The organism is Psychrobacter pulmonis, assembly GCF_904846465.1.
Lineage (GTDB): Bacteria > Pseudomonadota > Gammaproteobacteria > Pseudomonadales > Moraxellaceae > Psychrobacter > Psychrobacter faecalis.
In genome coordinates, this window is sequence record NZ_CAJHAT010000003.1 from 344,474 (window position 1) to 359,262 (window position 14,789).

Consider the following 14,789-nt stretch of genomic DNA (forward strand, 5'->3'; position numbering starts at 1 on the left):
GATGGGTAATGCTGTATTTTTTTATAACAAGCGATACTATAAAAAGTGCTTTTATAAGAGATGATTTTATAAACTATAAAAAGCGCTTTTATAGAGATCATATTTATAATATGACGCTTTATAAGGTACGCTCTTATTCAATACTATCATAGTATAAAACTGGCTGTCCCTGCCAGAACTAAAAAACCGATACGTTATGTATCGGTTTAAAATGTAGCAGAGCTAGAGATAAAGGTCAACTACTACGCATGTCAGCCATTTGATATTTTGCTTAACGCAAGCGTTTTAAACAGCTGACTATTTAATGAAGTCTTATTTCTGCTCATCGTACATTTCGCGCATGACCTTTTTATCATGTTTACCGACCGAGGTTTTTGGCAGCTCATCGACAAACTTAAACTGACTTGGCACGCCGTATTTAGGAATAATTCCCCGCGCTACCGCCTGTTCGGCAAGCGCTTTGATGTCATCGGCGTTAGTATCTTGACAGGCAGGTTTGAGTACAATCAAAGCTAGCGGACGCTCGCCCCATTGTTTATCACGGATACCAATCACTGACACGTCAGCCACCGCCGGATGTAGCGATAAAATCGTTTCAATCTCTAATGACGATATCCACTCACCGCCTGATTTGATGACGTCTTTTAAACGATCGGTAATTTTAATATAGCCATCAGGTTGTATATAGGCGATATCTTGGGTATGCATATAGCCATTTTCCCACAGCTCTTTACCGGCATCGTCATTTTTCAGATAGCTCTGCGTTAGCCAAGGGGCGCGCAGCACCAACTCGCCGGTATTATCTTTGCCCGTACCGACGGACTCATTATCAGTATTCCATATTTGAGCGTCCACCATCAGTACTGGCTTACCCGTCATACAGCGGCGGGCAATATCTTCGTCCTCAGACATCTCAGGCTCATTTAGGCTAAATTCTGTCAAGCTAATCAGCGGTGCAGTCTCAGACATGCCATAACCGGTATAAACCTCAATATCTTGCGCTAATGCGGCTCTTGCTAGGCCTTCCGTCAGTTTCGAACCACCGATAATCATTTTTAACCCATTAAAACTGGCATCACGCTCTTGCGCTTCTTTGAGTACCATCTGCAAAATCGTTGGTACGCAGTGGGTGATACTGACCTTTTCATTGATAATCAAATCCATCAAGGCATCAGGCGCGTAACGTCCGGGATAGACTTGTTTTAAACCAACCATTGTGGCGGTAAACGGGAAGCCCCACGCATGAACGTGGAACATCGGCGTCATCGGCATATAAACATCGCCGTAACTGACGCCTTGTTTATTGGGCAGCATACCCAAGGTCGCGGCTTCCGTCAGACTGTGCAAGACCAGTTGGCGGTGGCTAAAGAACACCCCTTTTGGATCGCCTGTTGTACCTGAAGTATAAAAAGTCGTGGCAATAGTGTTTTCATCAAAATCTGGGAAATCAAACTCGCTACTGGCGGCCTCTAACAATGCTTCATACTCTCCAGTGACGCGATTTTGATTACCGCCAAAGACGCCTTCATGTGACACGCCATTGTCATCAAGCCAAATAATATGCTCAATGCTAGAGTTTTCAAACTGATAGTCTTTCACCAATGGCGCAAACTCAGAGTTTAGTAGCAATACTTTTGGCTTAGCGTGGTTGATGGTATAGAGGATTTTTTCAGGTGACAGGCGGATATTGACGGTTTGCAAAATATATTCTGACATCGGTACGGCGAAATACGATTCTAAATAGCGATGACTGTCCCAATCCATCACCGCAATCACATCACCGGCAGCAAGATTTAGGTCGGCTAAAACATTAGCTAAACGATTGATACGCTCAAACAACTCTTTATAAGTGAGGCGTTTTTTATCGGCATAAATAATTTCTTGCTCTAGCGACACCTTTTTGGCACGGTTTAAGAGTTGCTTGACGATTAAGGGATAATCGTAGGCTGACGGCGCACTATGATAAATATTTGACATAAATTTAACTTCCTTGTGGGTGATTTTAATTATCTTAAAGCACTTTTAATAAGGTTTAAGACACATATAAAAACAGAGCATTTTTATCGGTATACGCGTGGCTATTATTGGTGGCAATGCTTATCGTCATTCTTGATAAGCTTCATTGATAGTAAGAAAAAACCTAAGCCATGTAAAGCCTGCTTGCGTAAGTCGCTGACGACTATAGGTTCTTTGATTGACGTTTAAATACTTAGATTATTGTGTTATGGCAAGTTAGGTTATAGGGTCGAGTGAGGTTAAAAGTGTATGTTAAAGGGTAGTAAAAATCTATATTACTCCGCGCGAGCCACTGTTTTGACCATCCCAATGCTAGCGACCAATAGAGCCAGCACTTGTACAAACAATAATAACCAAACCGTCAGCGACCATTGTCCACGCGCGTAAGCGATGCCGCAGAGCCACGCGCCCATCGTGCCGCCCGCGTAATAGCCCATATAATATAAGCCTGAGGCCAATGAGCGTCCTTTTTTGACATTGACCGCAATATAGCTGATGGTGGCCGCTTGGGTAATAAAGACGCCGCTAGACATGATGGCAAGCCCCAGTACGATGCCCCAAAGCGGCGTCACGAGCGTTAAGAGCACGCCAAACATCGAGATAATAACTGCCACGCGAACCGTACGCGCTGAACCAAAGCGGCGCAGCAACGTCGTCGATAATGGGGTGATGACAACGCCAATTAAATACACCGCAAAAATATTGGCAAGCGCACCTGTGCTTAATTCATAAGGTGTATCGGCCAAATGCAGATTAATAAAGGTAAAACAGCCAACCAACGAGAACAACACACAAGCACCAAGCAAACAGGAAGTGACAACATAGCGATTGACCAAATGCTCACCGAGGGTCTGCATGGCTGAGCGAAAGTTGGGATTAGCAACGAAGTGCCGTGATGCGGGCAGCATTTTACCCACCCACAGCGCCCCGATCAGCGTCATACCTGCCATCACATAGTAGCCAGCGCGCCAACCAATAAGTTCGTGCAAGTGCCCAAGTAAAAAGCGCCCCATAAAGCCGCCGAGCACCGACCCTGACACATAAAACGACATCAGCTCAGTGAGCGCCCGTCCCTCAAACTCTTCGCCGATATAAGCAATCGTCACCACCGTAATACCGGGCACAGACAATCCCTGCATAAAGCGCCACATGCCCATCCAGCCGATATTCGGACTTTGGGCAATTAACGCAGTGGGTATCGCTAAAAACAATAACGCCCCAACGATAAATGACTTGCGTCCTACTGCATCAGACAGCATGCCCAAAAATGGTGACATGATAGCAATTGCCAATATGGTGGCACCAACAATCATGCCCGCCTGCACCTCAGTTGCGGTGAAATCCATCATCAAGACCGGTAAAATAGCTTGAATAGAATAGACCTGCAAAAAAGCAAACATCCCAATCAAGCCAATCGTCAGCTTAAGTACCCATGAAGGCGCGGCAAAGGGTGTGTTCATACGGCGATTGCTGACGCTATTATCTTGGCTAATACCAGCGGCTTTGCCATTAACATCGCTATCATTATTTATACTGTTATTTATATGATTGTTCAAAGTATGACTTACTATATTGAGTGCTTTTTTAGCTAGAGCTGACTTTTGTGCTGGCTCGTACTAAATGACGCATGGGTGATAGAAATAAGTGGTAGCAATTACATCATGCCTAGCATAAAACTTATAACTGACTATAAAAAGATGGCTGATTGGTGATTTTATCACAGCAAATACCAGACTCAGGTTTCGGTATGTTATTCACGCCAGCTTTTTAAATGCCGCTTTATAAAAGCCGTTTTAGCACTGTAGAGGTGACTGTTATTTTTGACAGCGAATAGATTACTGTCTACTATTATTTTGCTTTGCTATTAAAACCAACCATCATCTAACAGACCCTTTATCATGTTAAACAACCCTTTTTATCTAAGATTGATTGCCCTAACCGGCACACTGATTATTTCTGTGAATATGGCAGCAGTCGCAGCACAACCAACAGACTCAATTCAAACCTTTTCAATTAAAGAGCAATCAACCATTACCTTACCAACTACAGCAACCAAAGCGACTTCAAACGAAATATTATTAACCCCTGCATCATTAGCCAAAGTGCCTGCAAGTAAAGCAACTTTAACCACCACAACTTCTACAGCCTCCAGATCAAACTGTATCGCTGATAGTGTCATTACCGCAGCTGAGCTGTCAGCTACGCGTGATAACGGTCCTTTTACGGTGGCAAGTAAAGCCATTCCTCGTCAGTTAGCAAATGGCTTTGGCGGCGGCACCATTCATTATCCTACCAATGCTGGAGACTGCGGCCTGTTAGGCGGCATCGCAGTGATTCCCGGTTATGTGTCTTATGAAGCATCGATTAAATGGTGGGGTCCGCGTCTGGCATCTTGGGGATTTGTGGTGATTACTATCGACACTAACTCTATTTATGATGATCCAAATAGCCGTGCAACGCAATTGAGCGCCGCCCTCGATCATATTGTGAGCGATAGTACGGTAGGTGCGCAAATAGATAGCACACGTTTGGGCGCCATCGGTTGGTCGATGGGCGGTGGTGGCGCGCTGCAGTTAGCAACCCAGCGCAGTGACGTTCGCGCCATTATTCCGCAAACGCCTTATCATGATAAAGACTACGGCATTATGGACACGCCCGCGTTATTTATTACCTGCCAAAATGACCGCATTGCCTCTAATAAGAAGTACAGCAGTGCGTTTTATAATCATGCTGCTGGGCCAAAAATAAAGATTGAGATAAAAAACGGCAGCCACTTTTGTCCAAGCTATCGCTTTAATGAGATATTACTCAGCAAACCGGGTATTGCTTGGATGCATCGCTACATCAATGGTGATACTCGCTTCGATAAATTTTTATGCAATAACGAAAACTATGGCAACAGCCCTCGTATATCTTCTTACGATTATAAAGATTGTGGATAAGCACTGCTCTTAATTTGCCTTGTATTTAATATTTTTTCTCCTTCATCTTTTTCAAACTTACATATTTATAGTCCTGATATCCTTTTGCTTACAGACTTTGCATGCTCAAAAAATCATAATCAAAAACTATCCATATTTATTGCTATGACTAACAATTAAAAAAACTCATAAAATAATGATTAAGGAAGAATATTAATGACCGATAAAATACATGATTTAGGCGCAGGATTTTGGAATATTCGCGGTACGTTTCGCATAGGCGGCGTCCTTAATATAGGTACTCAATGCTCACTGATTAAGTTAGATTCAGGGCGTTTTATCTTTTTAGATAGCTATAAGCTTACTGGCGACGTACGCAATGAGGTAATGGCCTTAACCAATAAGGGGCAAGATGTTGAAGCTGTGCTCAACGTCCATCCCTTTCATACGATTCACTGCGCGCAGATGGCAAAAGATTTCCCGCAAGCGACTTTTTATGGCAGTCGCCGTCATCATAAAAAAATCCCTGAGGTGAAATGGGCAGACGATTTGGTCGAAAGCGAGGCCGTCGCCAAGCGTTATCCTGAGCTAAAGTTTTCTATGTCAGAAGGCATTCACTATATCTCACCTAATGAGATGATTCATGCAGGGTCGCTGTTGGCCTTTCATCCTGCCAGTAAAAGCCTACACGTCGATGACACCTTTATGAGTCCGCCAACCAAACTCCTAGAAGCGGTGTTGCCTGAGCTACTATTGCACCCAACCACCAAAAAAGCGCTCAAAGATGAGCCTGATGCTGGCAAGCAATACTGCGATTGGGCGGCCAATTTGGCACATGAATGGCGAGAAGTGCGTAATTTTTGCGCCGCGCATTCTTATTTGGTGAAGTTTAAGGAAGGCGAGTTTGAAAAAGCCTTATTAAAAGCCATCGATAAAGCGCGTCCGAAGCTTGAAAACGCTTAGATGATTAGACGATTAGTTGCTTAAATCGAATGATTTAGAAATTGATAATAAAAAAGCTGCCTCGCTATGATGGACGAGGCAGCTTTTTTATTTTTGAGTGTCTATATCAGCTTTATTTTTTAGATGAGCGTTATTTTACCAGACTATTTAAGCCATTGAGGTTATTTCTATAAAACAATAGCTCAGCCAATTCTGACTCATTACTGATAATATCCGCCAGTGTATAGCGCTCAAGGACATTGATAAAAGCAGTCAGCGCTTCAAAAAATACCTGCTTTAACTGACAGACAGGGCTAATGATACAGCCTGATTTGACCACCGCACTGGCCTCTTCGTCGATAAGCGTCAAAGCCAAATCTTTGGCGACCCCGCTGTCTTCACTAATAACCGGACTATTCGCCGTGCTATTAGTATTAGCATCGGGTTTGGCAGTTACTAATAAATCAGTCGAAAAACATTCAACCAAATTAAAATCTGGCTCAATTTGCTTAATCAATACGCCCAAATTGATATCCTTTGGCCGACAAGCCAAGCGAATACCGCCATTTTTACCGCGTACGCTGTCGATATAACCAAGCTGCCCCAGTTGGTGGATAATCTTGGTCAAATGACTTTTAGAAATATTGTAGCTGTTGGCAATATCACTGATGTTTGCCAATAGATGCGGCTCAGGCTTAATCGCCAAATATATTAATGAGCGCAGCGCATAATCACTATAGTTGGTCAGTCGCATTTTTTGCGCTCCCCTGTTTGAGATGAATATTAACTTGACGTTGTAAAATAACGTTGATCACGTCAAAACCTTATTAACCAAATAAGCCATCTGGCCGTTGGCGTGCCAGCATCGGTAAATAACTGATGCAAAATAGTGCAAAACAAGCAATCCAAGCACCTTGCGCCGTCATAATCCATAACAAGTAATGGCTCATATCGACTAATGGTAAAAATACTCGACTGACAAACGCCAGAACCATCAGTGCAAACATGAGATTGACGATTTTGGGCGGTTGATGGATACTGCGACCTGTATGACCGAGCGATACCCGCGCCATCATTGCCACTGTCATCATACCCACGCCAGAGATGGATAATCCATGGACGGCGATACTGTGGCTGTAACCAAGCCATGGCTGTATTGCGTATAACACAAAACTCAGACACATCCCTAAAAATGCGATATATAACGACCATAAGAGTGGTTTTTGCCAAATGCCGCGATGATACCAGCCGGCCAAGCGCACGATGTTGACCACTGCGACCCCAAGAGCACTGATGGTCAGCAAGTATTTATTGGGGTAAAATAAATCAACGAGGAAAAAAACAAAGAAAAACAGTAAACTTGCGATATCTTGTGCTTTATTATTACGTACTGTGACTTCTTCTTTTTCGCCTTTAGCGTTTGGAATACTTAAACCACGCTCGATAAAGAACGGCACCACACGGCGACCAATGGTCAAAACTAGGCCGATAATCAAGTAAAAACCTAAATAGACACCTAACTTGGTCAAATTCATATTGGCGCTGATAATACCCCAATAGCATAGCGCATTACCGAGTGTTAGGAGCGTAAGCTTGGCTAAAATACCCATCTGCTTATATTGCTTTACTTGTAGCACTGCCCGAGAAATCACAAACGCCATCCAGCCGACAAACAATAAATCAAATATCGCCGCGGCATATAGTAAGGCTGCCCCGCTACCAGCTACCGTGATACCGAGGCCGAAAGCTACCCAGCCCAAGCGTGCCAGCAACCAACACATAAAAATACCGAGCAGCTTATAACCATGCGGCATCATCACACCCGTCCAGGTTTTCACTGCGGTCAATAAAAATCCCGCCACGACTGCCAGCGCATAGCCATAAATCATCTCATGGCCATGCCAATACAGCGGATTTAGCGTTTGCGCATCGATATCCGTGTGTCCGGTAAACACAAACGCCCATAGAGCCATTGTGATAATGGCAAATAAAGCCGCGGCACTAAAAAATATCCGAAAGCTCAGGTTAAGAATAGGATGCGGCGAGCTTGGCGGTTTGGTAGGTAAATTAATTGATTGCATAACAGACTTCTTATAGTCAAAGTTAGAAGGTATGTCTTAAAGATATATTTTAAATGAATGTTATACATAATACAACTGAAACTCTATGACTGCTACGATGAATTAACGCACTTATTATATACAGCTTTGATTTATATAACGCGCTACACTAGATAACTTATATTATATTAATCTATATTATATCATTTATGCTAAACCACGGCTATTAAATAACTTATCGCAAATGACTGATATCGGCGAATTTACGGCGGTATAAATGTAAATTCTAAAAGCTAAGCGCTAAAGTAGCCAGCACCTTGATATTTGCTTTCATTATTACCATCATAAATAGTGACCACGGATAATTTGACTGCATAAATGGTCTACCTTGAGGAGAATGTCATGACAGAAGCACATGCACCAATTGAAAAACGTAAAATTGTTAATCGTTTTTTAACTCTACTGACCGAACAACAACCACAAATGTATTATGCCACGACATCAGAGGTCGCGCGCAGTATCCATACCATGATTAAAGAGCACGCCAATCGCTTGACGGTAGAAGAGCAAGCACTGACCCGCCGTATGTCTATCGAGGAAATCGAAGCGTTATTGGGTTTTCATACTAAGCAACATTAGAATAATCAACTTTTAGAGTCACGACATTATTAGTAAGAAAAAAGACCACCATCAAGGCGGTCTTTTTTCATAGCAGTACGTTTAATTAAATACGTCTAACCAAAATACGTTGATTAGAACCGATACTCACGTGGTTTATGCTGTACTGAAATCCAATGCAAAGTGGTAAATTCTTCTAGTATCCACTCACCATTAAAGCGTCCGATACCAGAGTTTTTCTCGCCACCGAACGGCACATTACTTTCATCATTGACCGAGATATCGTTGATATGGGTCATGCCCGCTTTGATACCGCGCGCAAAACGCAGACCTTTTTCCATATCTTGGGTAAAGACCGCACTCGATAGACCATACATAGAGTCATTGGCAATCGACAGCGCATCATCTTCATCCTTGGCACGAATGATACCAACCACAGGGCCAAAAACTTCGTTACAGGATAAGTCCATCTCACGCGTCACTTCACTAAAGATATGCGGCGGCACCACCTGACCTTTAATCTCACCACTTAATAGCATCTTAGCGCCCTCTTTCTGCGCTTTGGCGATTTTTTCTTGTAGCGATTCGACTTGTTTTTTATTGATGATAGGGCCAACTGCGGTGTCTTCTTTGCTAGGATCACCGACATTTAGGGTTTTTACGTGAGCGAGGAAACGCTCAACGAAATCATCATAAATCTCATCTTCGACAATGATGCGATTAATCGCAATACAGATTTGTCCTTGGTGCAGGAATTTACCAAAGGCTGCTGCTTTTACCGCTTGTTCGATGTCGGCATCTTTTAGCACCACAAATGGGCTATTACCACCAAGCTCAAGCGCCACTTGCTTTATATAATCGCCGCCGTTAGCAAGCTCGCCGATATGTTTGCCAACCGCCGTTGAACCAGTAAATGACACCAAGCTTGGAATATCGTGAGTAACAATCGCATCGCCAATCTCGCTACCTGCGCCAACGACCACGCTCAGCAGCCCTTTTGGCAGACCCGCTTCTTCAAATATTTTTGCCAATAGCAGACCGCCAGTAATTGGCGTATCACTGGCAGGTTTGAGCACCACGGCATTACCCAAGGCTAACGCAGGCGCAATAGAACGCTGGGTTAAATGTAGAGGAAAGTTCCATGGGCTAATCACGGCAATCACGCCCATCGGCTCACGATAAATAAAGTTCTCTTTACCCGGCGTATTAGAAGGGCGAATCTCGCCATGCACGCGGTTAGGAAAAGTAGCCGCTTCAAGCGTAATCGCACGCGCACTACCAAACTCGACCATGGCTTTAATACGGGTACTGCCCGACTCTTTAATTAACCACTCAACGATTTCTTCTTGACGCTCATCAAAAATATTGACAACTTTATATAATACCGCTGCACGCTGGGCTGGCGTTTGCTTCGCCCATTCTGCCTGTGCTTTGGTTGCCGCCTGAAAAGCTTCATCGAGCTGTTTATCGGTTGCTTGCTGAATCTCTACCAAGGTTTCGCCATTAAAAGGATTGGTATCGGTATTGACGCTATCGTCTTGACCTTTTTGCCAAGTACCGGCGATATATTGCAAATGAAAATCGTTATACGCGCTTTGTTGAGTATGCTTAGTATCGGTTGACATAATCATCCTTATTTATTTTAAGTTTGTTTTTAAGAGCCATTCAATTAAAAGTATTTTCTAGATAGAAACTTATATAAAACACCCCACTCTCAACTTATTTTTCTAAGGTATTGGTTTACTTAGTTTTTAAAATTTCAGTTAAAACAATTAGAATTTTAAATTCTATAAAAATCAAAAGCCTACGATAATTTGAGATTGGCGTATAAAACTCTAGGTTGTATCACTTTATAAACAGTCGGCACAACTATCGTGCAAAAAACTTGCTGCTCAACGTTGATAAAAGGTTTCATTGATAAAAGAATTCATTTATAAGTTGCGTTAATAAATAAAAGCCTTCTTACCAAACGCAACTTGCTAGACGACTGGTCTAATGCTACCATAGTAAGCACAAAAACAAGAATAATTTATCATTATGTATTGTTGAGAAAACGTAACGCTTAAAACTATTGTCAAAGTAGTGCTCTCAACCCTGGTTTCTATTTAACTGATTTCCATTCGATTACATAACCAAATAATACCCTAAGGAGAACATCCTCTTCATGTCTGATATTACCACCCCTATTCCATCCGATACGAAGGCGCTTCTGTTAGCGATAGGTTATAAGCTTATTGCCCAAAAAGGTTTTACCGCTGTCGGTATCAAACAAATACTCGATACTGCCGGGGTACCTAAAGGCTCGTTTTATCATTACTTTGCTTCAAAAGAAGCTTTTGGTGAAGCCATCATCGAGCATTATTTTGCTAACTATAAAAGGCGCTTAGAGTCGATTGCAGCTGAAGATATTAGCGCGCAACAAAAGATTTATAACTATTTTCAGAACTGGTATGACACCCAGCAAAACGGCTGCGACCATGGAAAATGCTTGGTAGTTAAGCTCAGCGCTGAAGTGGCTGATATCTCAGAAACCATGCGTAAAGCCTTGTATGCAGGTTATCAGCAAACTGTTAATTGGATTGCTGAGCAAATAAAAGCCGGCTGGGCAGATCGTTCAATTCCTCACCCTGATAATATCGCCGCTGAAAGTATGGCTAAGCGTTGGTACTTTGCGTGGTTAGGTGCCAGCTTAATCGCTAAAATCAGTCAAACCGATACACCATTGGCAGAAGTTTGGCTGATGACAACCTCGCAACTTGGTCGCTAAATATTATTCAGGATTTCCATGAGCAACTATTTAGACCGCTAGCTAATCAATGACGATTTTCGGTTATACGATAGTTTTGTAAAATTAATAATAAATTACTAGACGACCGGTCTAATTGATGTAAAATACGCTCAAACAACAAAAGTTACTACGATCTAATTTTTGCGCTCACAACCTACACACTTCTTAAAACTCACCTTACAACTTCTCATTAACAACTAGGAATTTTATGAATAACTTTCAATATTACAATCCCGTTCGTATCGTCTTTGGCGAAGGTCAAATCAAAAAATTGTCAGAACTGGTGCCAACCGATGCACGTGTATTAATCACTTATGGCGGTGGTTCAGCGCAGCGTACTGGCACCTTAGATGAAGTAAAAAATGCGCTAGGTGCTAACGGCAACCGTGAAGTATTTGAGTTTGGCGGTATTGAAGCCAATCCAGAGTTTACCACGCTGCTAAAAGCCGCTGACATGGTCAATGAGCATAATATTGATTTCTTATTGGCCGTTGGTGGCGGTTCAGTCATTGATGGCAGTAAATTTGTCGCCCTTGTGTCTTCATTAACTGAAGAAGGTAGCACAGATGGTACGGTTTCTCGTGAAAAAGCGTGGGACGCATTGACCAGCTATTGCAAAAACATCGACTCAGCGATTGATTTAGGCGCAGTATTGACCATTCCAGCGACCGGTTCTGAGATGAACTCTGGCGGCGTAATTAACTATAGCGAACGTCAAGCAAAACTACCCTTTGGTAACCCGCTTACCTTCCCTAAATTCTCAATTTTGGACCCTACCAAAACCTTGACATTACCTGAGCGCCAAGTGATGAACGGTGTCGCTGACGCCTTTGTTCACGTCATGGAGCAGTACCTTACCTATCCTATTAATGCCAAAGTGCAAGATGCCTTTTCTGAGAGTTTATTAAAAATTCTTATCGAAGAAGGTAAAGCGGTCAAGGCCGACCCAGAGAATTTAGAAACGCGTAAAAACATCATGTGGACAGCAACCATGGCATTAAATGGTCTGATTGGCACGGGCGTGCCACAAGATTGGACGACGCATATGATTGGTCATGAATTGACTTCTCTACACGCGATTGACCATGCTCGCACGCTCACGATTGTACTGCCGTCAGTCATGCGTGAGCTTAAAGACAGTAAAAAAGACAAATTGCTCCAATATGCGCGTAACGTTTGGAACATTACAGATACAGATTTAGACGACGATACCATCATCGAAACTGCTATTGTGCATACTGAGAACTTCTTCCGCGAGCTTGGCTTGCCAGTGAGCTTAGAAGATGCTGAGTTAGATAAGTCGGCGATTGACCCTATTATTAAGCAACTTGAAGCGCACAAAATGGTGAAATTGGGCGAGCATGGCAAAAATGATTTAGACGTATCACGTCGCATCTTAGAACGCGCCGTGACGAGCAAAGCCTAATCATTTAAAGCCTTATCATCGTAACTTTCTTATCCACAACAATCGGTAGCCATCCACCTTAGTATGGCTACTGACTTTAAGAATTTTAAAACGTTAAAAAACCAATAACTACAACCAATAACTAGAATAATAACTAGAATAAGGAGCTTTAACATGAGCTTTAATGAACAACAAAACCAACAACAAAATCGTCAAATCAAACTTGCTAGCCGCCCGAATGGCGCTCCTACTAAAGATAACTTTGAGTTGACCACCAGCGACATCCCAACGCCTAACGACAAGCAAATGCTGCTACGCACGGTTTATATGTCGCTTGACCCCTATATGCGCGGACGTATGAGTGCGTCAAAAAGCTATGCTGACCCACTAGAAGTCGGCGATGTGATGATGGGTGGCACGGTCGCCCAAGTGGTCGAATCTAATATCGATAAATTTGCCGTTGGTGATTTGGTGGTATCAAATTCAGGCTGGCAGGATTATAGCGTCAGTGATGGCGAAGGCGTGGTCAAGCTTGATAAGAATATGTCCAACCCTTCTTATGGTTTGGGTGTCCTTGGTATGCCAGGCTTTACCGGCTACATGGGTTTAACCGATATCGGTAAACCAAAACAAGGCGAAACCTTAGTCGTCGCAGCAGCAACTGGTCCTGTGGGCGCAACGGTCGGACAAGTCGGCAAGCATTTAGGCTTGCGTACCGTTGGTGTGGCAGGCGGTGCGGAAAAATGCGCCTATGCAGTTGAAGAATTGGGCTTTGATATTTGTATCGACCATAAAGCCGACGACTTTGCCGAACAGCTGAAAAACGCTTGCCCAGATGGTATCGACATCTATTACGAAAACGTTGGCGGTAAAGTACTCGATGGCGTATTGCCATTACTGAATGCTCATGCGCGTATCCCAGTGTGCGGCTTGGTGTCACAATATAATGCGACCGACCTTCCTGATGGCAAAGACCGTCTCGGTATGTTGATGGGTCTTATCCTGAGCCAACGCCTGACTATCAAAGGTTTTATTATCTTTGAAGAGTACGGCGATTATTTCCCAGAGTTCTTAAAAACCATGGGTGAATGGGTTGAGTCGGGTAAAGTTAAAACCAAAGAGCATATCGTCGATGGCTTAGCACAAGCGCCGCAAGCTTTCTTTGACATGTTAGAGGGTAAGAACTTCGGTAAAACCGTGGTTAAAGTTGCCGACGTTCAGTAGTGGTTATTTTAAATAGTGCAATTCTAAGAGCAATAGAATCTCTCAGCAATACTTAACGATGGATACCAACAAGCATCAATACCAATATCAATAATAAATAAGGACAGTTATGAATATTTTAATGGTACTAACCTCACACGATAAACTAGGTGATACTGGCAAAAAGACCGGCTTTTGGCTCGAAGAATTTGCCGCCCCTTACTATGCTTTTTTAGATGCTGGCGTCAATATTACCCTAGCCTCTCCTGCTGGCGGTCAACCACCACTCGATCCGAGTAGCGATACGGAAGATGCGCAAACCAAGGACACCAAACGCTTTAAAGACGACAAAGATGCTCAAGAGCGTCTTGCCAATACCAAAAAGCTTGCTGACGTAAAAGCCGAAGACTTCGATTCTGTCTTTTATCCAGGCGGTCATGGTCCATTATGGGATTTGGTAGTCGATAAAAACTCCATCGAGTTAATTGAAAGCTTTGTTAAGCAAGACAAGCCGGTTGCTTTTGTTTGTCACGCTCCTGCAGCGCTGAAAAACGTCAAAGTCAATGGTGAGTATTTGGTTAAAGGTAAAAAAGTTACTGGCTTTACCAATACCGAAGAAGAAGGTGTACAGCTCACTGACGTCGTACCTTTCTTATTGGAAGACGTTTTAAAAGCCAATGGTGGTGACTATCAAAAAGGCGCAGATTGGGAATCGTATGTCGTCGAAGACGGTCTATTGATTACCGGCCAAAACCCAGCCTCATCAGAAGAAGCTGCCAAACACTTACTGGCTAAACTGAACGCTTAATATAAAATACAGCAAAAAGGCTGACATC

The 14,789-nt window shown here is 43.0% G+C and carries 12 protein-coding genes; 7 read left to right on the plus strand and 5 right to left on the minus strand.

Features of this window, described 5'->3' with window-relative positions:
• Positions 1–312: 312 nt before the first annotated feature.
• Together JMX70_RS07790 and JMX70_RS07795 are read right to left on the minus strand one after the other, a co-directional pair.
• Complete coding sequence (locus tag JMX70_RS07790) at positions 313–1,977, minus strand: fatty acid--CoA ligase (protein ID WP_201590978.1); 1,665 nt, start codon at positions 1,975–1,977, stop codon at positions 313–315.
• A gap of 314 nt (positions 1,978–2,291) precedes the next feature.
• Positions 2,292–3,476, minus strand: coding sequence for an MFS transporter (locus tag JMX70_RS07795; protein ID WP_201591107.1), 1,185 nt, complete (start codon positions 3,474–3,476; stop codon positions 2,292–2,294).
• Positions 3,477–3,914: 438 nt separating this feature from the next.
• On the opposite strand from JMX70_RS07795, the gene JMX70_RS07800 reads away from it, so the two are divergent.
• Positions 3,915–4,958 (plus strand): dienelactone hydrolase family protein, encoded by a 1,044-nt coding sequence (locus JMX70_RS07800; protein WP_201590980.1) that lies wholly within the window; start codon positions 3,915–3,917, stop codon positions 4,956–4,958.
• A 195-nt stretch (positions 4,959–5,153) separates the two neighbouring features.
• Complete coding sequence (locus JMX70_RS07805; protein ID WP_201590983.1) at positions 5,154–5,900, plus strand: hypothetical protein; 747 nt, start codon at positions 5,154–5,156, stop codon at positions 5,898–5,900.
• A 130-nt stretch (positions 5,901–6,030) separates the two neighbouring features.
• On the opposite strand, the gene JMX70_RS07810 is transcribed toward JMX70_RS07805, so the two are convergent.
• Positions 6,031–6,633, minus strand: a complete 603-nt coding sequence (locus tag JMX70_RS07810; protein ID WP_201590985.1) for an Rrf2 family transcriptional regulator — start codon at positions 6,631–6,633, stop codon at positions 6,031–6,033.
• 73 nt (positions 6,634–6,706) lie between these two features.
• Positions 6,707–7,960: an NnrS family protein gene (locus tag JMX70_RS07815; RefSeq protein WP_201590987.1), complete on the minus strand. Its 1,254-nt coding sequence runs from the start codon at positions 7,958–7,960 to the stop codon at positions 6,707–6,709.
• Between the two features lie 381 nt (positions 7,961–8,341).
• Between JMX70_RS07815 and JMX70_RS07820 the strand changes: the two genes are divergently transcribed.
• Positions 8,342–8,578 (plus strand): hypothetical protein, encoded by a 237-nt coding sequence (locus tag JMX70_RS07820; protein ID WP_144296297.1) that lies wholly within the window; start codon positions 8,342–8,344, stop codon positions 8,576–8,578.
• A 113-nt stretch (positions 8,579–8,691) separates the two neighbouring features.
• Here JMX70_RS07820 and JMX70_RS07825 read toward each other — a convergent pair whose 3' ends face one another.
• Entirely contained in the window at positions 8,692–10,182 is a 1,491-nt protein-coding gene (locus JMX70_RS07825; protein WP_201590989.1) for an aldehyde dehydrogenase family protein, read from the minus strand.
• A 539-nt stretch (positions 10,183–10,721) separates the two neighbouring features.
• On the opposite strand from JMX70_RS07825, the gene JMX70_RS07830 reads away from it, so the two are divergent.
• The 4 genes from JMX70_RS07830 to JMX70_RS07845 all read left to right on the plus strand — a co-directional run bounded on the left by JMX70_RS07830 (position 10,722) and on the right by JMX70_RS07845 (position 14,761).
• Complete coding sequence (locus JMX70_RS07830; protein WP_201590991.1) at positions 10,722–11,324, plus strand: TetR/AcrR family transcriptional regulator; 603 nt, start codon at positions 10,722–10,724, stop codon at positions 11,322–11,324.
• Positions 11,325–11,553: 229 nt separating this feature from the next.
• Positions 11,554–12,771 (plus strand): iron-containing alcohol dehydrogenase, encoded by a 1,218-nt coding sequence (locus tag JMX70_RS07835; RefSeq protein WP_144296300.1) that lies wholly within the window; start codon positions 11,554–11,556, stop codon positions 12,769–12,771.
• Between the two features lie 153 nt (positions 12,772–12,924).
• Entirely contained in the window at positions 12,925–13,974 is a 1,050-nt protein-coding gene (locus JMX70_RS07840) for an NADP-dependent oxidoreductase (RefSeq protein WP_201590993.1), read from the plus strand.
• 109 nt (positions 13,975–14,083) lie between these two features.
• Positions 14,084–14,761, plus strand: a complete 678-nt coding sequence (locus JMX70_RS07845) for a type 1 glutamine amidotransferase domain-containing protein (RefSeq protein WP_201590995.1) — start codon at positions 14,084–14,086, stop codon at positions 14,759–14,761.
• Positions 14,762–14,789 lie beyond the last annotated feature (28 nt).

Excerpts from the sequence above, each read along its gene's own strand:
- JMX70_RS07835 (WP_144296300.1), top strand. The coding sequence starts at position 11,554 with ATGAATAACTTTCAATATTACAATCCCGTTCGTATCGTCTTTGGCGAA.
- JMX70_RS07825 (WP_201590989.1), bottom strand. The coding sequence starts at position 10,182 with ATGTCAACCGATACTAAGCATACTCAACAAAGCGCGTATAACGATTTT.
- JMX70_RS07845 (WP_201590995.1), top strand. The coding sequence starts at position 14,084 with ATGAATATTTTAATGGTACTAACCTCACACGATAAACTAGGTGATACT.
- JMX70_RS07830 (WP_201590991.1), top strand. The coding sequence starts at position 10,722 with ATGTCTGATATTACCACCCCTATTCCATCCGATACGAAGGCGCTTCTG.
- JMX70_RS07810 (WP_201590985.1), bottom strand. The coding sequence starts at position 6,633 with ATGCGACTGACCAACTATAGTGATTATGCGCTGCGCTCATTAATATAT.
- JMX70_RS07820 (WP_144296297.1), top strand. The coding sequence starts at position 8,342 with ATGACAGAAGCACATGCACCAATTGAAAAACGTAAAATTGTTAATCGT.
- JMX70_RS07815 (WP_201590987.1), bottom strand. The coding sequence starts at position 7,960 with ATGCAATCAATTAATTTACCTACCAAACCGCCAAGCTCGCCGCATCCT.
- JMX70_RS07800 (WP_201590980.1), top strand. The coding sequence starts at position 3,915 with ATGTTAAACAACCCTTTTTATCTAAGATTGATTGCCCTAACCGGCACA.
- JMX70_RS07805 (WP_201590983.1), top strand. The coding sequence starts at position 5,154 with ATGACCGATAAAATACATGATTTAGGCGCAGGATTTTGGAATATTCGC.
- JMX70_RS07790 (WP_201590978.1), bottom strand. The coding sequence starts at position 1,977 with ATGTCAAATATTTATCATAGTGCGCCGTCAGCCTACGATTATCCCTTA.
- JMX70_RS07840 (WP_201590993.1), top strand. The coding sequence starts at position 12,925 with ATGAGCTTTAATGAACAACAAAACCAACAACAAAATCGTCAAATCAAA.
- JMX70_RS07795 (WP_201591107.1), bottom strand. The coding sequence starts at position 3,476 with ATGAACACACCCTTTGCCGCGCCTTCATGGGTACTTAAGCTGACGATT.